Genomic DNA, 25,193 nt, shown 5'->3' on the forward strand with positions numbered 1-25,193 from the left:
TCCAGCGGTTGCGCGGTTCGGCTGTCTGCGCCCGACGAGCGGTCATCGAACCCGCATCATATCACCGGTATCCAGCTTCTTGATGTAGTCAACCGCACTGCCATTCCAGTGGTAGGCGAAATGCGCCCCCTGTGCGGGGATCGGAACCACATCGGGCCAGAATGCGGCGATGCAGTTGCCGCCCGCAAACCGGACGCTGGGCCAGGTTATGCCGTTCGAGCCTGCCGCGCGCCGTTCGGCACCGAACACCTGCGACGGTCCGTAATCGTCAGGGTCCAGCAGGTCGCCTAAGCCCGACACGTCGTCCATATCGGCGTTCACCGAACCGATCAACTCGCGAAACTGCGATGTCCAGCCCGGGGCTTCCGCCGTGGCCAGCATGGTTTTCGTGTGGTGATGGATGGTTTCGGCAATCGCGACCTCGGTGCTGTCGCCCGCGTAATACAGGCCAAACGTTCCATCGCTGAACCGCCCCGGCCGCAACGGCGAGCAGTGAACAAAGGGGGCCATGACCCAGCTTGCACCGGTGCCTGTGACGCGTCGGGCCACGGGGACCTTCGCGAGATCGCCGATGCTGTCGCGGATGCGCGGGTTGAACTTGGCCTCGGCCGAGGCCAGCGCCTCCCAATCGGCAGGGTCGGCAATGTCCTCGAACAGATCAATCGGCGGATAGATCGAGCGGATGATCCGGGCTGTGCGCGGCCAGATCACGCGGCGCACCGGTGCGGTCACCACGCCCCGCGCTCGGCATCCAGATAGCTGCGCAGGTCGATCAGGTCGGTGATCTCGCCGCGCATCATGATGTCGAGCGCGCTTTGACCGTTGAAGGCTGCGTTTGGTTTTCTGATCCAGTCATAGCCGCGCGCGGGATCGGTGAACAGATAGCGCAAGCCCTTGTGGATCCCCATCAGGATCGCCATGCGCGCCCGCAGATCGCGGTCGATCCGGCCGATGCTGCCGTCCTTCCAGCGGGCCCAGGTGCGCTGAGCCATGTCGCCCAGCAGCGTGCGGGCCTCAATATCGCTGAGTTGCCAGGCGCGAAACAGGTTGACGGTGGTGCGCGCGAGGGCTGCGGCCTCCTCCTCCGTGATGGCGGGAAGGTCCGGGCGCGACGCGGTGGGTTCAATCGTGGCAAACTGCATGGTCAATCTCCTGTGGCATATATATACATAATAAATGCCATTTGGCAAGGGGCGGCTTGCGATGAGATCGCTGCGCGCGTGCGTCAGCGCCACGGTCGCACTTTCCATTCCGACAACCACGATCAGTTGCGAGCGCACCTCGCCGACGTCATGGCGGCCCACAATTTCGTCTGAAGGCGCAACACATTCAGCGGCATCACGCCCTATGCATACATCTGTAGGATCCGGACGTCAGACCCCGTTCGACTCACCGTCAATGCGATCCACCAGGTGCCGGGACTGAACACTGGGCTATCGTAGGATGGCTCCAAGGCTGACTCCGCCAAGGCTGGCAGCGCGCAGGGCGGGGAGCGGCGCGTTTGTTGTCTTTCTGTCCGGTCTGAACAATCCCATATCGCCCGCGGAATGCGTCAAGCGCGCTGTTTTGGCCTGGTTGAGGACTGATCCGAACCGACTGGCTTTGGGATGTGGTGTGCCATCAACTTGCGGGCCTCGCACGGGTTTGGTCCCCATATGCGTGCTGACAAGAAGAGGGACAGCGGCCGGGTGGCCAGGCAGGTTCGGTCGTGATGGGGCAGGGGGAACCCATTCGACCTGAGGCAGGGCAGCACGAAATCCCTTGTTCATCAATGCCGCGACGCGAGCGGTTCTATCGGCGGAGGAGCGCGCCCCGAATACGGTCACGATCAGACGTTTCTGGCCACGCTGCGCCGAGGCGGTCAGGTTGTATCCGGCGGCGCGCGTGTAGCCGGTCTTGATCCCGTCAGCGCCGGAATAGGCACCCAGAAACCGACGGTTGGTATGCGCGATCTTGCGTCCGCCTGCCGATGCGTGAACCTTGCTGAACAGGTCGAAATATGCCGGATGATCGAAGAACAATTGGCGCGCCAGCAGCGACATGTCCCGCGCGGTCGAAAGATGGCCGTCCGCCGTCAGCCCGTGGGGGTTGCGAAAATGTGTCCGGGTCATGCCGATCCGCGCGGCCGTGGTGTTCATCCGGGCGACGAAATTTTCGGTAGTGCCCGAAATTGCCTCTGCCAGCGCGGTGGCCGCATCATTGGCGGATTTGATTGCGGTGGCGGTTACAAGGTCGCGCAGACTGATCCTTTCGCCTGTTTGCAGATGCAATGACGACCCCGTCACTGCCGCGGCTTTGGCCGATACGGTGACTTGCGCGTCAAGATCAACCTCGCCCGCACCCGCCGCCTGAAACGCGATGTAGAGCGTCATCATCTTGGTCAGAGAGGCGGGATGCAGTTGCTTGTCGGCATCCTCGGCTAGGTAGACCTGACCGTTGCGGGTGTCCATGAGCAACGCGGCTTGGGGGGCGGCACCGGCGGCGAAGGGAAACAACAGGAAAAGCAACGGGATGAGCCGTTTTAATGCCATTCCGAAGCGGAGACATAAACGCTTTGAATATTGGTTTGCACCGCGCATGTTTCGCCCTCAAATGGTTCGGGCGATGACAGATCTGTCCCGCACCCTTCCTGCGACGGTCTTAAGGCGTCAGGGTTTATGGACAGTGAATCTTGTCCGACGCGGTGTCGGATGGGGTGGGTAGATCGTCTATGACAGAGGATCGAAAATGCCGATCCGCTACATGCGACCTCCGCTCGCAACGCCGTGCCAAAAGGCACATCAGATGAGATGCGCTTGCCTCGCTGGCCAAGGGGTCCTTGCGCTCCGGTGGCTTGTTCCACCGGTCCAATTCGCCTATACCGCCAGTTCCGTGCCTGCGTATCGGAAGGCGAAAGACATGCTGCACACACCCTATTATCTGATCGACAAGTCGCGGCTGCTGCCGAACCTCGAAAAGATCGCGTGGCTGCGCGAGGCATCAGGTGCCAAGGCGCTGCTGGCGTTGAAATGTTTCGCAACATGGTCGGTGTTTGATCTGATGAGCGAGTATATGGACGGCACCACCTCCAGTTCACTGTTCGAGGTGAAACTTGGACGCGAAAAGTTTCCGGGTGAGACACATGCCTATTCGGTCGCTTGGGCCGATCACGAGATCGACGAGGTGCTGGCCAATTCCGACAAGGTGATCTTCAACACCGCAGCACAGCTGCGCCGGTTCGAGACCATCAGCCGCGATCATGTTCGCGGGCTGCGCGTCAATCCGGGCGTGTCCACATCCGGTTTTGATCTGGCCGATCCCGCGCGCCCGTTCAGTCGGTTGGGAGAGCATGACCCTGCGGATATCGAACCCGTCGCGGACCTTATCAGCGGCTTCATGTTCCACAACAATTGCGAGAACAGCGACTTTGCCCGGTTCGACGAGATGCTTGACCTGATCGAAGACCGTTTCGGCGCGTTGATCCGTCGGATGGGCTGGATCAGCCTTGGTGGGGGCATCCATTTCACCGGTGAAGGCTATCCGTTGGACAAACTGGCCGAGCGGCTGAAGCGCTTCGCAGGCGAGAACGAGGTGCAGGTCTATCTGGAACCGGGTGAGGCCGCGATCACCAATTCAACCACGCTGGAAGTCACGGTTCTGGACACGCTTTTCAACGGCAAGAACCTTGCCATCGTCGACAGCTCGATCGAGGCACATATGCTTGATCTGTTGATCTACCGCGAAAGCGCCAAGGTGGTGCCGAATGACGGGCCGGAAGAGTGGATGATTTGCGGCAAATCCTGCCTTGCGGGCGATATTTTTGGCGAGTTCCGCTTTCCTGCGCCGCTGAAACCCGGTGACCGGTTGTCGATGCAAGACGCGGGTGGCTATACGATGGTCAAGAAAAACTGGTTCAATGGCGTGAAAATGCCCGCCATCGCGATTCGCGAGATGGACGGGACAGAGCGGCTGGTCCGCGACTTCACATATGGCGATTTTGCGGCGGCCTTGTCGTGACTCTCGCGCATGGGCGTTAAAATTACGCGCCAGGAATACTTGCGAACGAAAAAGGGGTTCTGTCAGTTGAAAAAACACGTTCTCATCATCGGCGCCGGCGGCGTTGCTCAGGTCGTTGCGCATAAATGTGCGCAGAACAATGATGTGTTGGGCGATATTCATATCGCCAGCCGGACCTTGTCCAAATGCGAAGGGATCATCGCTTCGGTCAACGAGAAATCTGCGATGAAGCAGGACGGTGTGCTTGCCGCCCATCAGGTTGACGCGATGGACAGTGCCGCAGTTGCGGCGCTGATCCGCGAGACCGGCGCGCAGATCGTGATCAATGTCGGATCGGCCTTCGTCAACATGACGGTGCTGGATGCCTGTATTGAAACCGGTGCCGCCTATATCGACACGGCGATTCACGAAGACCCTGACAAGATTTGCGAAACGCCGCCCTGGTACGGCAATTACGAATGGAAAAAGCGCGATCTTTGCGCCGAAAAGGGCGTGACCGCGATCCTTGGTGCAGGCTTTGATCCGGGTGTGGTCAACGCCTTTGCCCGGTTTGCCGCCGACCGGATGGACGAGGTGCGCAGCATCGACATCGTTGACATCAACGCAGGCTCACACGGGAAGTATTTCGCCACCAATTTCGACCCCGAGATCAACTTTCGCGAATTCACCGGGACGGTCTATTCCTGGCAGAATGGCGCATGGCAGGAAAACGCCATGTTCGAGGTCGGCCGCGAATGGGATCTGCCGGTTGTCGGCAAACAGATGGCCTATATGTCCGGGCATGACGAGGTGCATTCGCTTTCGGCCAACTATCCGCAAGCAGATGTCCGGTTCTGGATGGGGTTCGGCGAGCATTACATCAATGTCTTTACCGTGTTGCAAAACCTAGGGCTTCTGTCCGAACAACCGGTGACGACCGCCGAGGGGCAGGAGGTTGTTCCGCTGAAAGTGGTCAAGGCGGTGCTGCCGGATCCGGCCTCGCTCGCGCCGGGCTATACCGGAAAAACCTGCATCGGCGATTTTGTCAAAGGCGTGAAAGACGGCAAAGAAGTCGAGCTGTTTGTCTATAACGTCGCCGATCATGCCGAAGCGTATAAGGAAGTGGGTAGTCAGGGTATCAGCTATACCGCCGGTGTGCCGCCGGTTGCTGCGGCCATGCTGGTCGCCTCGGGCGAATGGGATGCCAAGACGATGAAAAATGTCGAGGAACTGGATCCGAAACCGTTCTTCACGCTGCTCGACCGTATGGGGCTGCCGACCATGATCCGGGACGACAGCGGCGATCGGCCGTGGAACGCCTAGGATAGGTCAAAGGTGCTGTAGTGCCTTCCGCATTCTGCTGGTGCTGACTTGCGGAAGGCCAAATCAATGGCTGTGGGCTGTTCATCCGGCCCATAGCCCCGCCCGAACACGCGCTGACAGATCTTTCAACGAGATATGCGGATCCGCTTAAAGACCCCGGCATAACTGCAAACTGCGTATTTTCGCGATGCCCGGTTCTGCACATCTCGGCCCAAACCGCGCGATGTCTTGAGCGCATAACAAAAAAGCCCGGTGCGCAGGGCACCGGGCGAACTCATTAAAAAAACCTTGAACTAGTGGGTAGGCTTGCCAAGCCCCTCATCTTTTGCCGTTGACTTGGCGGCTTGTGCGGCGCGTTTTCCGGTTTCTTCGGCTGCGTCCTTGACGTCCGCTGCCGACGCATCCCCGGTTTTTTCCTTCAGCGTCGCTTTGCCTTCTTCATAAGCGGCGCGCCCGGCGTCCAGCGCCTTGCGGCTTTCCTCTTCGAACACACGCTCTGCCTCGGAGACAAAACGGTCGGAATACCCACCGAAGGCCCGGTTTTCACGGTCGGTGCGTTGCAACAGCGCGCCTACAGCCGCGCCACCGGCGATGGCCAGCGCGCCCACCACCAAGGGGTGTTCCTCATAGAAGCCGCGCGCCTTCGTTGCCCCTTCGCTGGCCGCATCCTGAGCGCGGCGGCTCAGCACATAGGCCTGCTCGCGTGCCTCGACCACCCGGTTGCGGGCCTCGGCGCTCAGATGGTCGGTGCCTTCTGCAAACCTTTCGCGCAACCGTTCGGCCTTTGCGACAAGACGTGCCCGGCGGCTGGCGACCGCGTCGCTGATTTCTTCGCCCTTGGCGCGGGCATTCTCGCGCAGCTCTTCGATGCGGCTTTGCGATACCGCGGGAGTATCATGCATATCGGCCATCCACGCTGGCGACCTTCGGTCGATCATCGGTGTTGCGCGGACTGTATGCCCGGTCACGGCACCGGCTTGAATCGTATCGTCACCATCATCGTCGGACTGGGGCAGACGATCACGCAGGTTGCGCCCCAGATCGCGACCCTTGTCGCCCAGACGCTCACCGCCGCGGCGGATTTGTCCGGCAGTCGGGCCGGCGTTCGACAAGGCTAGCGCTACACCGGCACCGACAAGGGCCAATGCCAATGGATTGCGCTTGGCAACCTGCACGGCAGAATGGCCCAGATCATTTGCCATTTCCGAAGCGTTTTGCAGGGCCTTTTCGGGCGACAACCTGTCGCCGAGATCTTCCAGAGTCGCACCGAGACGGGCGCGACGACGTTCGAGTTCACGTTCGAGTTCGCTTGAATCAACCGGCATGGGTTTTCTCCTTTATGACATCTGCGTCCTTGCGGACGCTATTCGCGGTACGCTCGGGTGTGAGCGACATGTTTTTCATTCTGGCGACGGCGATCTTCACCATGATCAGCGCGATCAGCGCGAGCACGGCCCCGATCGCCAGCGCGGCAAGGCCGGGATGCAGCCCGTATTCCATCAACCCGAACACGGCGGCGGCGGCGAATGCGTGCAACGCGACCAGCGTCACCACCACACCCGCGACAACCAACCCCAGCGCTCCGCCTAGCGAGGATGCCTTCTCGGACATCTCGGCTTTCAGCAGATCCACCTCGCCTCTGAACAAGCCGGACAGTTGCTCTATGAGCGACTGAAGAAGCGATGCGGTAGAGGTCTTGGGATGGTCGTTTGGCGTCATCAGCTATACTCCGGCCAATCTTCCGACAGGTCGTCGGCGCGCGGCGGCGTGTAGTCCGACGCTTTCAGGAACCGCGCCCCGGCAAAACCCAGCAGCGCCGCGGCCCCCAGAAACGCCACCGGCTGGCGGCGCGCATATCCGGCCATGTCGTCAACACCCTGGCGCAGATCTGCGGTGGCGATGTTGTCGGACAGGTCGGCAATGCCTTCGGCAACGCGCGACATCGCCTGTTCCTGAATCGTGCCGGTTTCAAGGTCGCGGGCCGCCTTGCGAAGTGCGCCCCCAAGACTGCCGACTTCATCGGCAACACGCTGGCGGGCAGCGTTGGCCTGACCCTCGGCAATCTTTTCCGCCTCGGTGCGCATGTGGCGCGCCGCGCCTCGGGCGTCGTCACGCAGATCCTCTGCCGCCGCCTTCACGTCAGCCTTGGCGCTTTCGTAGTCTTTCTGGACGGTGTCATCTTGTGTCATCATATCCATCCTTCTGAACATTCCGCGTTTTGCCTCGCGCGGTGTTTGCAACGGCCATCGCGGCCGCCTGTCGATGAAAGAAGGCGCGACGACGGGCTAAAGTTCCACGATTTGCACCTAAAAAACGAAGAAGCGCATGGATTTCGGGAAAGGTCGCGAAGGCCAGTTTTTGACCGGAACCAAAGCGGATTTCATGCGTTATTTACGGTTGATCTGCACATTTTCCGCTTTCTTGCGGTCAAACTTGGCCCGGTGCCAGACCTTGCGGCCAAGGCTCGCATGTCCGAAATCACTTGCCCTCTGTCGTTGGTGCTTGTCTTGCAGTGCCCCTCTTGCGCGGCATGTGTTTCGGCGCGATTGCCGTGCCCGGATGTTTGGTATACCAAGCCCGCGTAAATGCCCGAAACCTGTTCAAATCAGACATGCGGGACAGGGGCGTTCGCGCTGGTGGCAGTAGGGAGAGCTCAGATGACACAGTTGAAATTTGCCGACTCGCTGGGACGGCTGGGAACGGAATCCGCGTTCGAAGTTCTGGCGCGTGCCGCAAAGCTGTCGGGCGAGGGGCGCGACATCATCAATCTTGGCATCGGCCAACCGGATTTTCGCACGCCGGACCATATCGTCGAGGCAGGCATCAAGGCGCTTCAGGACGGCCATCACGGCTATACCCCAGCCAACGGGCTGTTGCCCTTGCGCGAAGCCGTGGCAGCCGATCTGCACCGCCGCCACGGGGTTGAGGTCAACCCGGACAACGTCGTCGTCGTGCCCGGTGGCAAGCCCACGATGTTCTTTGCGGTGCTGATGTTCGGGCAACCCGGCGTCGAGATCATGTACCCCAATCCCGGCTTTCCGATCTACGAATCCGTGATCCGCTATTCCGGTGCCACGCCGGTGCCGATCGCGCTGGAAGAAAAGAACGGGTTTGCCTTCTCGGCCGAGGCGCTTTTGGCGCAGATCACCGACCGCACCCGGCTGATTATCATCAATTCGCCCGCGAACCCCACCGGCGGCGTCACGCCAAAAGAGGAAATTGACAAGCTGGTGAAAGGGTTGGAGGCGCATCCTCATGTTGCGCTTATGTCCGACGAGATCTACTCCAACATGCTTTATGGCGGGCGTGAACACACCAGCCTGCTGCAATACCCCGAAATCCGCGACCGGCTGATCATGTTGGATGGCTGGTCTAAGACCTATGCGATGACCGGCTGGCGGTTGGGCTATGCGGTCTGGCCGGATGCCTGCGTGGAACATGTCACGCGGCTGTGTATCAACGACCATTCCTGTGTGAACGCCGCCACACAATTCGCCGGGATCGCGGCGCTGAATGGCCCGCAGGACGCGGTGCACGAGATGGTGGCGCAGTTTGACGCTCGCCGTCAGGTGATCGTGGACGCGTTGAACGGCCTGCCGGGCTTTCGTTGCCAGGATGCGGCGGGGGCTTTCTATGCATTCCCCAATATTGAAGGCACCGGAATGACCGCGCGCGAAGCGCAGGACCGGTTCCTGAACGAGGCTGGCGTTGCCACGGTTGCGGGCACCAGTTTTGGGAAATTCGGTGAGGGATATTTGCGTTTCTCCTACGCCAACTCAACCGAGAATATACGCTCCGCGATTGAACGTATCGCCGCAATACTCTGACAATAAGAGGTTATCCATGTCTGACCCCATCCTTCTTATCTCTGGTGACAGCTTTTCCGAACAAGAGCGCACCCGTCTTGAAACTGCGCTGGGATCCGCCTTCGTCGCCGGGCCGTCCGACATGGCTGCCCTGCCGGACGCTGTGCGCAATTCGGTCCGCGCCATAGCCGTGAAAGGACACCACCCGCTTGGCGGCGCGGAAATGGATCTGTTTCCCAACCTTGGCGTGATTGCGAATTACGGCGTGGGGTATGACGCGATTGATGTCGCGGCCGCGACCGAACGTGGCATCAAGGTGACGAACACGCCTGACGTGCTGAACGACGATGTGGCCGATCTGGCCGTCGCGATGTTGATTGCGCAATGTCGCAACATGGTGGCAGGCGATGATCTGGTTCGGTCGGGTCGTTGGTCCGCCGGTGAAAATCTGCCACTGAACCGACAGATGAGCGGGAGCACGGTCGGCATCATCGGGCTGGGACGCATCGGACGCGAGATTGCCGACCGGCTCGCAGCCTTCAAATGCGACATCCATTACACATCACGCAGCCGGAAAGAGACGCCGGGCTGGACCTTCCATGCCTCGCCCGAGGAAATGGCCGAAGCGGTCGACATTCTTGTCGTGGCGCTGGTTGGCGGGGCCGAGACGGAAAAGCACGTTTCCCGGCAGGTGATAGATGCGCTTGGGCCGCGCGGCATTGTCATCAATATTTCGCGCGGAAGCACGATCGACGAGGCCGCATTGCTCGACGCGTTGGAAGAAGGCCGGATCGCCGGTGCGGGACTTGATGTCTTTCTGAACGAACCAAAGATCGATCCGCGCTTTCTGAAACTCGACAATGTTCATCTGCAACCGCATCAAGGCTCCGGCAGCAGCGAGACGCGCGGCCGTATGGCGAAGCTGCAACTGGCAAACATCGAGGCGTTTCTTGCCGGTGATCCTTTGAAAACGCCGGTGAATTAAGCAGCGGCCGGTCTGGAAACCACTTAAAGGGGCGGGAGACCGCGCACCGGTTTGCCGCCTCGGACATGCGTCTTGAGACAAATAACCGTTGCGGCGGAAATCAGGTTCTTCAGCCAGACAGTGTTCCGGCACAGGCGCATGTCGTAAAGATCAGCCCGAATTTCACCGATAGCGGCTTCTCGGACTGTGAGGGTCAGAAAAGACGCGCATTTCATATGTATCTAGCGTCCGGGGGGCGCGGGGTTTAGCCCCGCGCCCCCCGGTCGGATCGGGCGTCAGCCTGATCCGAAACACTCGGACAGATCGTTGGTTATTTTGCGGCGACGGTATCCTGACGCTGCGCGCCAAGCCCTTGCACTTCGATCTCCATCACATCGCCAGGGCGCAGGAAGCGCGGCGGCTTCATGCCCATGCCAACACCGGACGGCGTGCCTGTGGCGATGATGTCGCCTGGCACCAGCTTCATGAATTGCGACATATGCGAGATACACTGCGCAACCGTGAAGATCATGTCGGAGGTGTTGGAATCCTGCACGACGTCGCCGTTCAGGGTCAGTTTCACATCCAGCTTCTGCGGATCGCCGACTTCATCAGCGGTTACCAGCCACGGACCAACCGGGCCGAAGGTCGGGGCCGATTTCCCCTTGATCCACTGGCCGCCACGTTCGATCTGGAAAGAGCGTTCCGACACGTCGTTGATGGTGCAATAACCCGCGACATAGTCCAGCGCCTCGTCTTCGGAAACGTACAGGCAGTCGCGCCCGATCACCACGCCCAACTCGACCTCCCAATCGCCCTTTTCAGAGCCGCGCGGAATGATCACAGGATCAAACGGTCCGGACAAGGCAGAACTGGCCTTGGAAAAGATGATCGGTTCCTTTGGGGGCTTCGATCCGGTTTCTTCGGCATGTTTGGTATAGTTCAACCCGATGCAGAAGAAGTTCGGCACGCTTGCGAGGCAAGATCCGATCCGCCCCGGCTCTGCGACCAATGGCAGATCTGCGGGGTCAAGGGCGCGCAGGGCCTCCAACGCCTCAAGCGCCACGGTCGGCCCGGCAAAATCATCAACATGGGCGGACAGATCGCGGACGTTGCCGTCGCCATCCAGCAAGCCGGGTTTTTCCTGTCCAGCATTGCCGAATCTGAGTAGTTTCATTTTTCTTCCTTTCGGGGTTGGTCGTCTCTGCTGTGTTTCGCGGCGTCGGATGCTTCTTCCGACGCGCGTTCTTCGAAATAAGTTTCGATATTCAACACCAGGTGTTCCAGATGCTGCTCGATTTGGCCGGTGACCCGGATCACGTCTCGCGCCTCCAGTCCGGCGATGATTTCGCCATGCTGTTTCAGGACGCGGTCCCGCGCCCTGCGTCTGCGCGCTGACAGGAATCGTGCCCGCCAGAGACGTTCAAGATAGCTGCGGTGGGTGTCGGCCAACGAAGTATTGTGCGAGGCGCTGGCGATGGCAAGGTGAAATGACATGTCGATCTCGAACAGATCAAGCGTATCGACATGATCGTATGCCTTGACGAAATGCTCGTGGATACCGCGGATGTTTGCGATGTCCTGATCGGTGGCGTTGCGGCAGGCCAGTTTGCCCGACAACGTCTCCAGCGCCGCCAGCACGACGATTGCGTCTGTGACCTCTTTCAAAGACGGATCGGCAACCACAGGGCTGCGCGACGCGCGCAACATTACCAGCCCTTCCTTGGCGAGAATACGGATCGCTTCGCGCATGGGCGTGCGGCTGACGCCCATCCCCTGCGCGCTGTCGCGTTCCTTGATCTGGGCACCGGGTGCGAGGGCACCGCGCAGAATGTCCCGGCGCAGCGAAGTGGCGATTTTTTCGGCCAGGCTGTTGTCCGTCATGGTCTTCGCTTCACCTCCACAGTTTGAAAAGGTCTTATTTTTCAACGTGCTGCCATCTTCGGCCGATATTGTTTTATTTGGTATACCAAAAAAGATTGATTGTCGATAACGACATCGTTAGCGTGCCAATACTGGTGGTATACCACTTGGCACCGCGAACCAAGATCGCAGCATACAGAAGCAGAACATGTCTTTTAGGGAGGAAAACATGAATATTGCTCAGATGATGAAAACGGCCGCAGCGGCAGCATTGCTTGCCGGCACGGCGAGCGCGCAGGATGTGACTCTGCGGATACAGACCCATTATGCGTCCGAACATCCGACCGGCCAGATGCTGGCCACGTTCATTGACGACGTACAGACCATGTCGGGCAACGAAATCGCCATCGAGATGTTCTATTCGTCCTCGGTGGTCGCCACGACCGAAACATTCGACGCGGCAATCAACGGCATCGTCGATTGCGACGCCACAGGCGGGGCCTACCAGACCGGCAAGAACCCGGCCTTCCAGTTCGTCGGGGACATCATGGGCGGCTATGAGACGCCATGGCAGCAGTATTCCTGGCTGTATTATGGCGGTGGTTTCGACGCCGCGCAGGCGCTTTACAACGCCAATGACATGGAGCTGATCGGCTGGTCGCTTTACGGGCAGGAAGCTCTGTCATCGTCAAAGCCGCTGGCCGGATTCGAGGATCTGGAAGGCTGGAAATTCCGTTCGCCTCCGGGGATGGAGACAGAGATTTTCGAGCAATTGGGCGCCACGCCCATCGTCATGGATTTCACCGAGATTTTTACCGCATTGGAAACCGGTATCATCGACGGGGCGGATGCTTCTGGCCTGGCCAACAATGTCGGCCTAGGCATCTATGACATCGTCAAGCATGCAACCTATCCCGGCTTTCATTCGATGCCGTCGGACCATCTGGCCTGCAACAAGGGCATCTGGGACGGGCTGAGCGAGAAGCATCAGCGCATCATCGACACCGCTTGGCAGAAACTGTCTTTCCAGATCGCCTTGATGAACGAGAAGGCCAATGCCGAGGCCGCCGCGTCGCTGCAAGAGCAGGGCGTGACGATCTACGACTGGTCCCCCGAAGACCGGGCAGAGTTCCGCCGCGCCGCTCAGGTGGCTTGGGATGACTGGGGCACCCGCTCGCCAGAGGCCGGTAAGCTTCTGGAAAGTCATAAGGAATACATGACCCAATTGGGCCTGATCGAATAATTCTGCGGGCCTCTGAACAGGGTCCGGAACGGATTTGACATGGCGGGCCTCTCAGCCGGGAGGCTCGCTCTTTTTTACCAGAGACAAAAGGCGGGTGGCTGATTTTGATACAGAACAACAGTCTGTGGTTGGGGCCTTTGCGGCGGCCCATGAAACTGGCGATGATAGGCTTTTCGGTGCTGACGGCACTGTTGTTCGCCTTCCTTGCCGTCAATACGTTGGTATCCGACGACGCAATCGGCATGTACGAAATGATCCGGCCGGCGGGGCGCCCCATGGTCATGCTGATGCTCGCTTTGGTCGCGGCGACCCTGTTGACGGCGTCGCTGTATCTGTCCGACACGAAAGCGGCGATCGAGGCCCGGCCGGACGGTTTCTTCGACATCGTGTCGCTGGTGTGCTCGCGTTTGGCGATGATCGCCGTGGCGTTTATCGTGCTGGTGATGTTCTACGAGGTCGTGTCGCGCTACGTTTTCTCGAAGCCGACGCTTTGGGCCAACGAGCTTTCACTGTGGATCGCGTCCCTTGTGTTCCTGCTTGCCGGGCAATATGCCATGCAGCAGCGCAGCCATATCCGGATCTATGTGATTTACGACATCATGCCGCGCTGGATGCAGAAGACCGCTGACGTGATCTCTGTCGGGCTGATCTGCACATTCACCTTCGCACTGATCTGGGGGGGCTATAACGATGCCCTGCGCCGCTTTCTGCGGATGGAGACATTCGGCACCGCCTGGGATCCGCCCATTCCGGGCACGGTGAAGCCTGCGATCCTGATTATCATCGTGCTGGTGACCATTCAGGCCATATCCAACCTGATTGCCGACTGGAACAAGTCGCCGGAACATCATTCGGCCGCTGACGATATCGACGAGGTGGAGATCGAAAATATCCGCCGCACGCTTGAGGAGAACAAGTAATGGTCGATACCGGAACACTGTCCCTGATCCTGTTACTGGGGATGTTCGCGCTGCTCGCCATCGGGATGCCGCTTGGGTTTGCATCCGCCTTTCTGGCCGTGGTCACACTTGTGCTGAAGTTCGACGTCGACATTCTGTTCCGCACGTTCGGGCAGGGGCCTTTGTCGGTGTTGGGGCAGGCGGTCTATCGGCAGATGACGAATTACGTTCTGATCTCGGTGCCGCTGTTCATCTTCATGGCGGCGCTGCTGGAAAGATCGGGCATCGCGCGGGATATGTATTCCTCGCTTAACGTGTGGTTGTCACGCACCCGTGGCGGCATCGCCTTTGTGACCTCGATCATGGCTGTCATCATGGCGGCAATGTCGGGCATCATCGGCGGCGAGGTCGTTCTGCTGGGCTTGATCGCCCTGCCACAGATGCTGCGCCTTGGCTATAACCAGAACCTTGCGATCGGAACGATCTGTGCAAGCGGGTCACTCGGAACGATGATCCCGCCGTCGATCGTGCTGATTTTCTACGGGCTGGTGACGGAAACCTCGATCAAGGCGCTGTTCACGGCGTCCTTCCTGCCGGGATTCATGCTGGCCTCGTTCTTCATCATCTACATCATCATCCGCACGCAGATGAACCCGAGCCTTGCGCCGCTTCCGCCGGACGATCCCGATGATCCGAAGGGCAAGGAAAAGGGGCTGCTGTTTCTTGGGTTTCTGGCGCGGTTCGGCATGTGGGTCACCGCTGTTCTGATCCTGCGCGCGCTGTTCTTCACTGTCACCAGTGCGAATATCGTCACCGAAGGGGTTGATCCGATCTTCCTTGGCATGGTGTCGGATCTGCCGTGGTTGATCGGGGCGTTTGTCCTGTTCGCGGTGGTTGTCTTTGTCATCGTCGGCAGGGAACGTACCGCCATCGGCTGGGAAATGGGCAAAGGCCTGATCGCGCCCACCGTGGTGATCGGGGTTGTCCTGGGGTCCATCTATGGCGGCATCACCGGCATCACCGAGGCCGCCGGCATGGGGGTTGTCGCGGTCTTTGTCATTGGTGCGCTGCGCCGCGAGATGAGCTTTGACATTGTCTGGGACAGCCTGATCCGCACGCTGAAATCGACCGGCACGATCATCTGGGTGACGATCGGTGCGGCGGCACTGGCCGCGGCCTACACGCTGGCCGGCGGGCCGACCTATGTGGCCAACCTGATCGTCGGGGCCGAGATGCCGACGATGGGGGTTATCCTTGTGATGATGTTCATTTTCCTGATCATGGGGATGTTCATGGATTGGGTGGGCATTGTGCTGCTGATCATGCCGGTTTTCCTGCCCATCGTGGTTCGGCTTCCGGCGGAAGAGATCGGCTTTCTGGGGCATGTCGACGCGCGCTACGTTCCGATCTGGTTCGGCGTGGTGTTCTGCATGAACATGCAGGTCAGCTTTCTGTCGCCGCCCTTTGGTCCGGCAGCGTTCTACCTGAAATCTGTGGCCCCGCCCGAGATTTCTCTGACCGATATCTTCAAAGGGTTCCTGCCGTTCATCGCCATTCAGATGATTGCATTGGCGATCTTGCTGATCTGGCCGCCGATTGTCACACTCTTCTTGTAACGCTTGAAAAACCCGGCCCGGCGGCCACTGCGTCGCTGGGCCGTACAACAGACCTGACGGGCTTTCTTCAGGCCCGATTTCCGTGTGAGGACACACCATGAAAACCGTCCGACTGTCCGCCGAGGACAATGTCGTCACTGCCATTTCGCCGCTTGCTGTCGGGGACGAAGGGGCCACGGCGTTGATCCCGCGTGGCCACAAGATGTCCGCCGTGGCGATCCCCAAGGGCGCGCCGGTGATCAAATATGCGCAAGTCATCGGCTACGCTGCCGAGGATATTGCACAAGGCGCGCATGTTCATACCCACAACCTTGAATTTCGCAATGTGGATACCGAATACGAATTTTCGACCAACCTGCGCCCTGTCGCGCCGGCCAAGACGCGCGACACCTTCATGGGGTATCGCCGCGCCAGCGGTCGTGTGGGGACGCGCAACTACATCGCGGTCCTGACATCGGTGAACTGTTCGGCCACCGCCGCGCGCAAGATCGCCGCCCATTTCACCGATGAGCGTCTGGCCGCGTTCCCCAATGTCGATGGTGTTGTGGCCTTCGTGCATGGCACGGGCTGCGGCATGGCCGGCTCCGGAGATGGGTTCGAGGCGTTGCAACGCGTCATGTGGGGCTATGCCCGCAACCCTAACGTGGCCGCCGTGTTGATGGCGGGGCTGGGCTGCGAGATGAACCAGATCGACTGGTTGATCGAGGCTTACGGTCTGGTGCCGGGGCCACTGTTCCAGTCAATGAACATTCAGGACGTCGGCGGGCTGCGCAAGTCGGTCGAGCTGGGCATCAGGAAGATCGAGTCGATGCTGCCGCTGGTCAATGATGTGCAGCGCGAGAAATGCCCGGCATCAGAACTGATGGTCGCGCTGCAATGCGGCGGGTCAGACGCATGGTCCGGCATCACCGCCAATCCGGCGCTTGGCCATGCGTGCGATCTGCTCGTGGCGCAGGGCGGCACCGGGGTGTTGGCCGAAACCCCCGAGATCTACGGCGCAGAGCATCTGCTGACCGCCCGCGCTGCCGACCGTGAAATCGGCGACAAGCTGATTGGGCTGATCCGCTGGTGGGAGGATTACACCTCCCGCAATCTGGGCAGCATGGATAACAACCCCAGCCCCGGCAACAAGAAGGGCGGTCTGACCACCATCCTTGAAAAGTCACTGGGGGCCGCGGCCAAGGGAGGCACCACGCCGCTGACCGGGGTCTATAAATACGCCGAACCGGTGACAAAACCCGGCTTTGCCTTCATGGACAGCCCCGGCTACGATCCGGCCAGCGTGACAGGGCAAATCGCGTCCGGATGCAATCTTGTGACCTTCACCACCGGTCGCGGATCGGCCTTCGGGGCGAAGCCGTCGCCGTCGCTGAAAATCGCGACCAATACCGAGATGTACAACCGGATGACCGAGGATATGGATATCAACGCAGGCACGATCCTGACCGACGGCATGACTGTGGAGCAGGTGGGCCGCGAGATCTACGAGACGCTCTTGCATGTGGCCAGCGGAGAGAAGACAAAGTCCGAAGCACAGGGTTTGGGCGATTACGAATTTGTGCCGTGGCAGATCGGCGCTGTGATGTAGCGACGGGGCAGGGCGCAGGCCGGGCAGGAATGCGCAACAGGAATTGAAACACATGATTGCGGGGCGGGACGTCGTTCACGCATCAAAAAATGGAGACTCACATGAGCAAACCCAGCATTGGATTTATCGGCCTTGGCCTGATGGGCGCGGCCATGGTCGGCCGGTTGCAGGACAAGGGCTATTCCGTGACGGTGATGGCCAATAAATCGCGTCAGGCGGTCGATGCCGCCGTTGCGCGTGGTGCAGCCGAGGCCGAAACCGCGGCGTCGCTCGCGGCTGTCAGCGACATCGTCATGTTCTGCATGGGCACATCCGAGCATGTCGAAAGCCGCGTTTACGGCGCGGACGGGGTCTTGGAAGGGTTGCGCACCGGATCGGTCGTGATCGACTTCGGCACCTCGCTTCCCGGATCCACCCGCAAGATTGCCGCCGATGTGGCAGAGCGCGGCTCGGCCTATCTTGATGCGCCTCTGGGGCGTACTCCGGCCCATGCCAAGGACGGGTTGCTCAACATCATGTGCGCAGGTGACGAGGCCGCATATGAGCGCGTCAAGCCGGTGCTGGATGATCTGGGCGAGAACGTCTTTCACCTTGGCGAGTCCGGTGCCGGGCACACGATCAAGCTGATCAACAACTTCTTCGCCATGACCACGGCCTGCGCCATGTCCGAAGCGTTTGCCATGTCGGATGCCGCCGGCATCCCCCGCGAGACGATGTATAGTGCCGTGTCCGCAGGGCCGCTGAAGTCGGGCATGATGGAATTCATCCGCAACTACGCCAAGGACGGCGAGATTGACCTGGCCTTCTCGGTCGCGAATGCCAACAAGGACGTGGGCTATTACCGGACCATGGCCAAGGATCTGGGCGTGACCTCGCGCATGTCCGGGGCCGCAGATGCGACGCTGACCGAGGCCGTGGCGGATGGGTTCGGTGACCGCATGGTGCCGGAAATGGTTGATTTTCTACACGGGAAGATGAAAGCGAAATGAGACTTCAGGGAAAACGGGCCTTCATCACGGCCGCAGGGCAAGGTATCGGACGCGCCATCGCAGAAGCGTATCTGCGCGAAGGCGCGGATGTGACCGCGACGGATCTGAACGACGGGCTTCTGGCAGGGCTGGACGGGGCGCGCTGCTTTGCGCTGGACGTCACCGACAAGACGGCACTGCAATCTGCGGTGGCCGACGCGGCCCCGGACATATTGGTGAATTGCGCAGGTGTGGTCCATGCGGGCAGCATCGCCGAGGCGACGGATGACGAATTCGACTTCGCGATGAACCTCAATGTACGGGCGCAGTTCCACTCCATGCAGGCAGCGCTGCCGGGCATGGTCGAACGGGGGGGCGGGTCGATCGTGAACATCGCTTCTGTCGCGTCGACTATCCTGGCCGCGCCCAATCGCTATCTTTACGCGACCTCCAAGGCGGCGGTCATCGCATCGACAAAATCTGTCGCGGTCGACTATGTTAAAAAGGGTGTGCGGGCCAACGCGATCTGTCCCGGCACGGTGGACAGTCCCAGCCTGCATGACCGCTTGCGTGCGACGGGCGATTACGACGCGGCGCTTGAGGCCTTCATCGCCCGTCAAGCCATGGGGCGCATCGGACTGCCAGAAGAGATTGCGCATCTCGCGGTTTACCTTGGCTCTGACGAAAGCGGATTTACCACCGGACAGGCGCATGTGATCGACGGCGGTTGGGCCAACGGTTGACCTTCCGATGTCTGCGCTGAAACCAAAGGAAGACAGGGCCGGCGCTGGGCTGGCCCTGATGGCTTTGGGTGTGCTGGGGTTTACCTGCATCGACACCTCGGCCAAATGGCTGATGCTGTCGGGGCTGGGGGCGTTGCAGGTCGTGTTCATGCGCTATCTGGGGCATTTCGTGCTGGCGCTTGCGGTGTTTCTGCCAACCCAAGGCAAGGAGGCGCTGCGCTCGCAAAGCCCACGCCTGCAACTGGCGCGGTCGGCCTTCCTGCTGGGCAGCACCGGGCTTAATTTCGCGGCGTTGCAATTTTTGCCGATCACCGTGACGACAGCGATCATGTTCAGCATGCCCGTGACGGTGACGCTGCTTTCGGTTCTGCTTTTGGGGGAAACCGTCGGATTGCGTCGGTTTCTGGCGGTGCTTGCGGGATTTAGCGGCGTGCTGGTGGTGGTTCAGCCGTGGGGGGCGGATTTTCATCCCGCGATGTTCCTGTCGCTGGGCGCGCTTTGCTGCGCGTCGCTTTATTTCGTCGTGACCCGGATGCTGGCCGGGCATGAATCCAACGCCACGAGCCAGATCTGGAGCAGCGGCCTGGCGGTGATCTGCATATTGCCATTCGTGATGCAAAGCTGGCAATGGCCTGACAGCCCGATCGGCTGGATCGTGATGGCTGTCATCGGCGCGTTCGGGTTTGGCGGGCATGCGGCAGCGACTGCGGCGCATCGGTTGGCCGATGCGTCCCTGCTGGCACCTATGGCCTATGTCCAGTTGATCTCGGCCACTGCCGCCGGTGTGCTGGTATTCAACAGCTGGCCGACGATCTGGACGCTTGTCGGATCGCTGATCATCGTGGGGTCCGGCATCTATATCTGGTGGCGGGAGCGTCGGCTGGGACATGTTGCGAAGCCCACGCCACCCGTCCGCTAACGCGCCCCCGCGAGGCCCCGGGTCTTACGCCCGGGGCAGGTCGTCCTGCATATAATAGCGTATATTTTCTTCAAAACTCTCATCGGCTGAAAGTCCCAGTGACAGGGCTTTTGCAGGGTTGAGATCAAATTTCCAACCTTTGACGATGGCCTGGATTTCGGGTTGATCCTCGAAGCGGATCAGGCGCGCAGGCTCTGGGCCGGCCACCGCGGTCATGGCATCGATCATCTGACCGATGGTCCAGGTGCGTCCCGGCATCATCATTGTGCGGCTGGTGCCCATCGCATCGCCGTCGATCTCTGCGCCGCGGATCAGGTTGTCCACGCAGCGCCGTGGCGACAGATAAAAATGCGCAAAATCCCTGTCGACCGGGCAGATCGCCTGTTGCCCGTTCAGCGGTTCACGGAAGATCGAGGACATGAAGCTGGATGCGGCAAGGTTCGGTTTGCCGGGCCGGACCGAGATTGTCGGCAGCCGAAAGGCCCGCCCGTCGATAAACCCCTTGCGGGAATAATCGTTGACCAGCAGTTCGCCGATGGCCTTCTGGGTTCCGTAGGACGTTTGCGGATTGGGAATGGTCCAGTCCTCGATCGGGTCCGGCACGTCGCCGCCGAACACCGCCATTGAAGAGGTGAAGACCACCACGGGCGTGGTTTCCAGCGCCCGGCACCGTTCCAGCACGTTCAGCGCGCCATGCAGGTTTACCCGCATCCCGATGTCGAAATCGCTTTCGGCCTGGCCCGACACCACGGCCGCGAGCAGATAGATGACGTCGATGTCCTTGTCGATCAGATTGGCCACAGCCGCAGGCTCGCCGATGTCGCAGCTTGCGGCGCTGATGGGAAACGGCGCGTCGGGCAGGGCCGGATCGACAATGTCGGCCAGCACCATGCCGGTGATTTCCTGCCCGCGCAACTCGCCCTTGTCGATCAGTTTATGCGCCAGTTTCTGGCCGATCAGACCGCCGCCCCCGATGATGAGAATGTTCATGCCTGTGCTCCTTCAATATCCGTCATGTCCAAATCCACCAATGCGCCGCGTGCCTGCACCACCTGTGCTGCAACGGCCATTGCCAGATGCGCCGAGGCTGCGATGCCGCGTTCCATCGCGAGCCCTGCAAGAAAGCCCGCGCCAAAACTGTCGCCCGCGGCGGTGGTGTCGATCACCGGGTCAATCTTGACCGGCTGGAATTCCTGTGTGCCTTCGGTCTTGTCCCAGATGGTCAGCGTGCCCGCGCCATCCTTGACCGCGATGGTCGATGCGCCGCAGTCGCGGTAGCGGGCGATGGTATCCGCCGGTGTGGCGTCACCAAACAGCCCTTCTTCCTCGTCAAAGGAAGGCAGGACCGTATCGGACACTTCGGCCCCCATGCGCAGGCCCGCGCGCATCGTGGCCTCATCTTCCCACAGCCGTGGCCGCAGGTTTGTGTCAAAGGCCACATGCGTTCCGTTTGCGCGCGCGCGGGCCAAAGCGGCGCAGAATGCCTCGCGCCCTTCCGGCGACAGGATCGCCAGTGTGATGCCCGAAAATTGCGCCATGGACGCGCCGTCCAGTTGTGTTTCCAGCCAGTCGGGATCGTCGGCCAACAGCTTGGCCGCTGATTGCCCGCGCCAATAGGAAAAGCTGCGCTCGCCATTTATCAACTGGATCATGTAAAGCCCCAGCGTGCGGTCCGCGACCTTGCGAACGCCGCTGATGTCGATCCCATGGCCGCGCATCAGGTCAAGCATGTCGTCAGAGACCGCATCCTGACCGACGGCGCTGCAATAGCCGACGGTCCAGTCCTGCGGGAGCAGGCGGCGCGCGTAATAGGCGGTGTTGAACGTGTCGCCGGCGAAGCCTTGGTGGTAAAGTTGATCGCCCGCCGGGGCAAGCTCCACCATACACTCGCCAAGTGTCAGAAAACGCTTCATCTTACAGGATCACCTCAAATTCTTGCTGGCCTTCGCCATCGGCCTCGATCTCGAATGTCTGGCCATCCTTGGGACTGGGATCGGACAGGCCTTGCGCGGCACTGGTGATGAACATCCGCGAACTTCCCTTGCCGCCAAAAGCGGGGCAGGTCACCTGACTTGCAGGCATCTGGATCTGCTGGATCAGGTTGCCCGCCTTGTCATGGCAGGTCAGCAGCCCGGTGCCGTAATTGGCACACCACAGGTTGCCTTCCGTGTCGACGACCGCGCCATCGGGGCGGGGCAACAAGGCAAATTTTTCAGGATCGCCCTTTGGCCATCCATCCTTGTGGTTCAACGGCTGCCGCCAGATCTGGCGTGTCGATGTGTCAGCGAAATAGCCGCAGGATCCGTCCGGCGCAAAGCAGATCGCATTGGGAATGGTGATCTTGCCATACATCGCGCGGATCTCGCCGCGATAGAAGCGGTAGATCGTCCCCGCACCCTCTTCGGCGGATTTGCCCATCGTGCCGATCCAGAACCCGCCCCACGGGTCGGCGCGGCCATCGTTGGATCGTGTGACCTCGTTCTCGGCCTCCAGCGCCACAATGTCCTCGCGGTCGCCGGTGGCGGGGTCAAAGGCGAACAGCCCGGTTTCCCCGGCCACGAAAAGCCGGCTTCCCAACCGTCCGAGCGCGGAGACATGTTCACCCATTTGCCAGAATGCAGTGTCTTCCACGCCGCGCGTCAGAATGCGACGATTGTTGATGTCGCACCAGAACAGCGCGGACAGATTCGGATGCCACAGCGGGCCTTCGCCCAAAGAGCAGCGGGTCTCGTCATAGACACCGGTCATAACAGTCCCCTTTCAGAAAGGCTGCGCATCAACGCGCCGGTGCCATAGGTCCATTCGGGACATTCGGTGGACAGGCGCACGGTATTGGTCAAGGCCCCCAGGGACGGTTCGCTGATCGTGACCACATCGCCGGTCTTGTGGGTGAAGCCCTGTCCCGGCGCGTCACGATCCTGTATCGGCGCAAACAGAGTGCCCAGAAACAGCATGAACCCATCCGGATATTGGTGATGCCTGCCGATCGTCTGCGAGACGATATCCTCGGGGCGGCGGCTGATCTTGGTCATGCTGGAATGCCCGTCCATGACAAAGCCGTCACGGCCCTCGACCCGCAGGGTCAGTTCTGCCTTGCGGACGTCTTCCATGCTGTAGCTGTCATCGAACAGCCGCAGGAACGGTCCGATCGAACAGGACGCGTTATTGTCCTTGGCCTTGCCGAGCAGCAGGGCAGAGCGCCCTTCGACATCGCGCAGGTTCACGTCATTGCCAAGCGTCGCGCCCAGAATGCGCCCGCGGCTGTCGATGGCCAGCACGATTTCCGGTTCCGGGTTGTTCCAGTGTGACATCGGGTGCAGCCCGACGCTGGCACCGTATCCGACAGAGGCCATCGGCTGGGCCTTGGTGAAGACCTCGGCATCCGGGCCAATGCCGACCTCCAGATATTGCGACCACAGGCCTTCTTTCTGAAGCACGGCCTTGACCTGCATGGCCTGATCGCTGCCCGGTTCGATCCCCGACAGAGAGTCGCCGATCACCGATAGCACCTTCAGGCGAATTTCCTGCGCGCGGTCGGCATTGCCTGCGGCCTGTTCTTCGATCACGCGCTCGACCATGGATTCCGCGAAGGTGACGCCGCTGGCCTTGATCGCCTGCAAGTCGCAGGGCGGCAGCAGGCGTAGCCCGTCCGCACCCTCGACAGAGCCAGCCACCAGATCCGTCAATGTCGTGACCTTTGCGCCCGGCGCATTGCGCGCATAGGCTGCCGGATCGTCAAGCTCCAGCAGGTCGCGCATGGTCGGTGCCTCGGCGCTGGTAATGTCGATCACGGCGTCACCGTCCAGCCGGATCAGCGCCGGGCCCACGCCCTCGCGCCAGATACGGCCGACCAGTGTGGCGGTTGCGCGATCATTGGTTGCAGGCAACATTCGTGTCTCCATGATGATTGGTCGCTGGCAGGATCTTGCCGGGATTGAGGATATTCTTGGGGTCGAGCGCCATCTTGATCGCACGCATGGCGTCCAAAGCGTCGGGCCCGTGCTCTTTTTGCATGTATTTCATCTTGCCAAGACCGATTCCGTGTTCGCCGGTGACCGTGCCATTCAGGCGCAGCGCCATATCGGCAAGTTCTTCGGCAAAGCCGGTGACGCGTGCCAGTTCCTCGGCATCGGCGGGATCAACCCGGCACCCGCAATGGAAATTGCCGTCGCCCACATGGCCGACGATGGTGCAGGTGATGCCCAGCTCGCGGCTGCGCCTTTGTGCCGTTGTCACGGCCTCTGCCAGTTGCGAGATCGGCACGCAGACATCCGTTGCCAAAGTCTTTTTGCCGGGGTCAAGCGCATTGTTTGCGTAATGCCCGTTATGGCGCATCTTCCACAATTCATTGCGCTCTTCGGCCCGGTCGGTCCAGTTGAATCCATTGCCGCCGAAATCCTCGGCAATGGCGCCAAAGGTTTCCGCCTGCTCGGCGACACTGGCGGGCGAGCCTTGAAATTCGAGGAACAGATGTGGCGCTTCCGGCAGGTCTTTCTTCATATGCAGGTTGAAGCCGCGCACCATCATCTCATCGACCAGTTCGATCCGGGCCATGGGAATGCCGGTCTGGATCGTGGTGATGACACAGTTCACCGCATCCTCGACCGAGGCAAACCGGCAGGTGGCGGCGGATACGGCCTCTGGCTGGCCTTGCAGGCGCAATGTCAGTTCGGTGATGATGCCAAGCGTGCCTTCGGAGCCGACGATCAGCCGCGTCAGGTCATAGCCCGCGCTGGTTTTGCGCGCGCGGGATCCAGTGCGGATCACCCGGCCATCGGCAAGAACGACCTCCAACGCCAGAACATTGTCCTTCATCGTGCCGAATTTCACCGCCGTCGTGCCAGAGGCCCGCGTTGCCGCCATCCCGCCCAGCGAGGCATTGGCGCCGGGGTCGATGGGGAAATACAGGCCCGTCGCGCGCAGATCCACATTCAGCTCTTCGCGGGTCAAGCCAGGCTGGATCACGACATCCAGATCCTCGGCATTGACCTGCAAGACCTTGTTCATCCGGCTCATATCAAGGCTGACGCCGCCCTGAACGGCCAGATGATGACCTTCCAGAGAGGTGCCGGTCCCAAAGGCCACGACCGGGCAGTCATGCGTATTGCACAGGTGCATAAGCTCGGACACTTCCTGCGTGGTCTCGGGAAAGACCACGGCATCCGGAAGGGTCAGCGCGAAATGGCTTTCATTCGTGCCGTGCTGTTCGCGCAGCGCGTCCGACGTGGCCAGCCGGTCGCCGAATATCGGCGTCAATGCGTCGATGGCGGACGCGATGCTCATGCT

The 25,193-nt window shown here is 60.6% G+C and carries 24 protein-coding genes; 11 read left to right on the forward strand and 13 right to left on the reverse strand.

Features of this window, described 5'->3' with window-relative positions; genetic code table 11:
* Window positions 1-42: 42 nt before the first annotated feature.
* From DMZ65_RS13435 to DMZ65_RS13445, 3 genes are all read right to left on the reverse strand, one after another.
* Window positions 43-732 (reverse strand): RES family NAD+ phosphorylase, encoded by a 690-nt coding sequence (locus DMZ65_RS13435; protein WP_198662701.1) that lies wholly within the window; start codon window positions 730-732, stop codon window positions 43-45.
* A complete protein-coding gene (locus tag DMZ65_RS13440) occupies window positions 729-1,142 on the reverse strand; it encodes an MbcA/ParS/Xre antitoxin family protein (protein WP_116599443.1) in 414 nt (137 codons plus the stop codon). The genes DMZ65_RS13435 and DMZ65_RS13440 overlap by 4 nt, the downstream gene beginning before the upstream one ends.
* Window positions 1,143-1,433: 291 nt before the next feature.
* Window positions 1,434-2,531, reverse strand: coding sequence for a D-alanyl-D-alanine carboxypeptidase family protein (locus tag DMZ65_RS13445; protein WP_116599399.1), 1,098 nt, complete (start codon window positions 2,529-2,531; stop codon window positions 1,434-1,436).
* Between the two features lie 370 nt (window positions 2,532-2,901).
* On the opposite strand from DMZ65_RS13445, the gene DMZ65_RS13450 reads away from it, so the two are divergent.
* Window positions 2,902-3,996, forward strand: coding sequence for a carboxynorspermidine decarboxylase (locus tag DMZ65_RS13450; RefSeq protein WP_116599444.1), 1,095 nt, complete (start codon window positions 2,902-2,904; stop codon window positions 3,994-3,996).
* 66 nt (window positions 3,997-4,062) lie between these two features.
* Complete coding sequence (locus tag DMZ65_RS13455; RefSeq protein WP_116599445.1) at window positions 4,063-5,298, forward strand: saccharopine dehydrogenase family protein; 1,236 nt, start codon at window positions 4,063-4,065, stop codon at window positions 5,296-5,298.
* A gap of 293 nt (window positions 5,299-5,591) precedes the next feature.
* On the opposite strand, the gene DMZ65_RS13460 is transcribed toward DMZ65_RS13455, so the two are convergent.
* From DMZ65_RS13460 to DMZ65_RS13470, 3 genes are read right to left on the reverse strand one after another with little or no spacing between them, the layout of a single operon-like run.
* Entirely contained in the window at window positions 5,592-6,623 is a 1,032-nt protein-coding gene (locus tag DMZ65_RS13460) for a DUF3618 domain-containing protein (RefSeq protein WP_116599400.1), read from the reverse strand.
* The gene (locus DMZ65_RS13465) at window positions 6,613-7,017 is read right to left on the reverse strand and encodes a phage holin family protein (protein WP_116599401.1); all 405 of its coding nucleotides are present in this window, start codon (window positions 7,015-7,017) and stop codon (window positions 6,613-6,615) included. The genes DMZ65_RS13460 and DMZ65_RS13465 overlap by 11 nt, the downstream gene beginning before the upstream one ends.
* Window positions 7,017-7,487: a hypothetical protein gene (locus DMZ65_RS13470; protein WP_157960630.1), complete on the reverse strand. Its 471-nt coding sequence runs from the start codon at window positions 7,485-7,487 to the stop codon at window positions 7,017-7,019. The genes DMZ65_RS13465 and DMZ65_RS13470 overlap by 1 nt, the downstream gene beginning before the upstream one ends.
* Window positions 7,488-7,955: 468 nt before the next feature.
* On the opposite strand from DMZ65_RS13470, the gene DMZ65_RS13475 reads away from it, so the two are divergent.
* Window positions 7,956-9,125, forward strand: a complete 1,170-nt coding sequence (locus tag DMZ65_RS13475; RefSeq protein ID WP_116599403.1) for a pyridoxal phosphate-dependent aminotransferase — start codon at window positions 7,956-7,958, stop codon at window positions 9,123-9,125.
* A gap of 16 nt (window positions 9,126-9,141) precedes the next feature.
* Complete coding sequence (locus DMZ65_RS13480; RefSeq protein ID WP_116599404.1) at window positions 9,142-10,089, forward strand: 2-hydroxyacid dehydrogenase; 948 nt, start codon at window positions 9,142-9,144, stop codon at window positions 10,087-10,089.
* A 310-nt stretch (window positions 10,090-10,399) separates the two neighbouring features.
* Here the strand turns inward: DMZ65_RS13480 and DMZ65_RS13485 are convergent, their stop codons facing one another.
* Together DMZ65_RS13485 and DMZ65_RS13490 are read right to left on the reverse strand one after the other, a co-directional pair.
* On the reverse strand, window positions 10,400-11,245 hold the full coding sequence (locus tag DMZ65_RS13485) for a fumarylacetoacetate hydrolase family protein (protein ID WP_116599405.1): 846 nt from the start codon (window positions 11,243-11,245) through the stop codon (window positions 10,400-10,402).
* Complete coding sequence (locus tag DMZ65_RS13490) at window positions 11,242-11,952, reverse strand: GntR family transcriptional regulator (RefSeq protein ID WP_116599406.1); 711 nt, start codon at window positions 11,950-11,952, stop codon at window positions 11,242-11,244. The genes DMZ65_RS13485 and DMZ65_RS13490 overlap by 4 nt, the downstream gene beginning before the upstream one ends.
* Before the next feature lie 208 nt (window positions 11,953-12,160).
* Here DMZ65_RS13490 and DMZ65_RS13495 point away from each other — a divergent pair, with 208 nt between their 5' ends.
* The 7 genes from DMZ65_RS13495 to DMZ65_RS13525 all read left to right on the forward strand — a co-directional run bounded on the left by DMZ65_RS13495 (window position 12,161) and on the right by DMZ65_RS13525 (window position 19,907).
* Window positions 12,161-13,174, forward strand: a complete 1,014-nt coding sequence (locus DMZ65_RS13495) for a TRAP transporter substrate-binding protein (protein ID WP_116599407.1) — start codon at window positions 12,161-12,163, stop codon at window positions 13,172-13,174.
* A 149-nt stretch (window positions 13,175-13,323) separates the two neighbouring features.
* The gene (locus DMZ65_RS13500) at window positions 13,324-14,094 is read left to right on the forward strand and encodes a TRAP transporter small permease subunit (protein WP_116599408.1); all 771 of its coding nucleotides are present in this window, start codon (window positions 13,324-13,326) and stop codon (window positions 14,092-14,094) included.
* Window positions 14,094-15,689: a TRAP transporter large permease gene (locus tag DMZ65_RS13505; protein WP_116599409.1), complete on the forward strand. Its 1,596-nt coding sequence runs from the start codon at window positions 14,094-14,096 to the stop codon at window positions 15,687-15,689. Before DMZ65_RS13500 ends, DMZ65_RS13505 begins: the two co-directional genes overlap by 1 nt.
* 97 nt (window positions 15,690-15,786) lie before the next feature.
* Window positions 15,787-17,277: a UxaA family hydrolase gene (locus tag DMZ65_RS13510; protein ID WP_116599410.1), complete on the forward strand. Its 1,491-nt coding sequence runs from the start codon at window positions 15,787-15,789 to the stop codon at window positions 17,275-17,277.
* A gap of 101 nt (window positions 17,278-17,378) precedes the next feature.
* Window positions 17,379-18,266, forward strand: coding sequence for an NAD(P)-dependent oxidoreductase (locus tag DMZ65_RS13515; protein ID WP_116599446.1), 888 nt, complete (start codon window positions 17,379-17,381; stop codon window positions 18,264-18,266).
* On the forward strand, window positions 18,263-18,988 hold the full coding sequence (locus tag DMZ65_RS13520) for an SDR family oxidoreductase (protein WP_116599411.1): 726 nt from the start codon (window positions 18,263-18,265) through the stop codon (window positions 18,986-18,988). The genes DMZ65_RS13515 and DMZ65_RS13520 overlap by 4 nt, the downstream gene beginning before the upstream one ends.
* Window positions 18,989-18,995: 7 nt before the next feature.
* On the forward strand, window positions 18,996-19,907 hold the full coding sequence (locus DMZ65_RS13525) for a DMT family transporter (RefSeq protein ID WP_116599412.1): 912 nt from the start codon (window positions 18,996-18,998) through the stop codon (window positions 19,905-19,907).
* A gap of 24 nt (window positions 19,908-19,931) precedes the next feature.
* Here DMZ65_RS13525 and denD read toward each other — a convergent pair whose 3' ends face one another.
* Genes denD through DMZ65_RS13550 form a run of 5 tightly spaced genes read right to left on the reverse strand, consistent with a single transcriptional unit; the run spans window position 19,932 to window position 25,190 of the window.
* Window positions 19,932-20,897 (reverse strand): D-erythronate dehydrogenase, encoded by a 966-nt coding sequence (denD, locus tag DMZ65_RS13530; protein ID WP_116599413.1) that lies wholly within the window; start codon window positions 20,895-20,897, stop codon window positions 19,932-19,934.
* A complete protein-coding gene (locus tag DMZ65_RS13535; RefSeq protein WP_116599414.1) occupies window positions 20,894-21,820 on the reverse strand; it encodes a sugar kinase in 927 nt (308 codons plus the stop codon). Before DMZ65_RS13535 ends, denD begins: the two co-directional genes overlap by 4 nt.
* Before the next feature lies 1 nt (window position 21,821).
* Window positions 21,822-22,655, reverse strand: a complete 834-nt coding sequence (locus tag DMZ65_RS13540; protein ID WP_116599415.1) for an SMP-30/gluconolactonase/LRE family protein — start codon at window positions 22,653-22,655, stop codon at window positions 21,822-21,824.
* Window positions 22,652-23,797 carry a fumarylacetoacetate hydrolase family protein gene (locus DMZ65_RS13545; RefSeq protein ID WP_116599416.1) on the reverse strand — a complete coding sequence of 382 codons (1,146 nt, stop codon included), beginning with the start codon at window positions 23,795-23,797 and terminating at the stop codon, window positions 22,652-22,654. Before DMZ65_RS13545 ends, DMZ65_RS13540 begins: the two co-directional genes overlap by 4 nt.
* Entirely contained in the window at window positions 23,778-25,190 is a 1,413-nt protein-coding gene (locus DMZ65_RS13550) for an FAD-binding oxidoreductase (RefSeq protein ID WP_116599417.1), read from the reverse strand. The genes DMZ65_RS13545 and DMZ65_RS13550 overlap by 20 nt, the downstream gene beginning before the upstream one ends.
* Window positions 25,191-25,193 lie beyond the last annotated feature (3 nt).

Source organism: Primorskyibacter marinus, from assembly GCF_003313245.1.
Taxonomy (GTDB): Bacteria; Pseudomonadota; Alphaproteobacteria; order Rhodobacterales; family Rhodobacteraceae; genus Primorskyibacter; species Primorskyibacter marinus.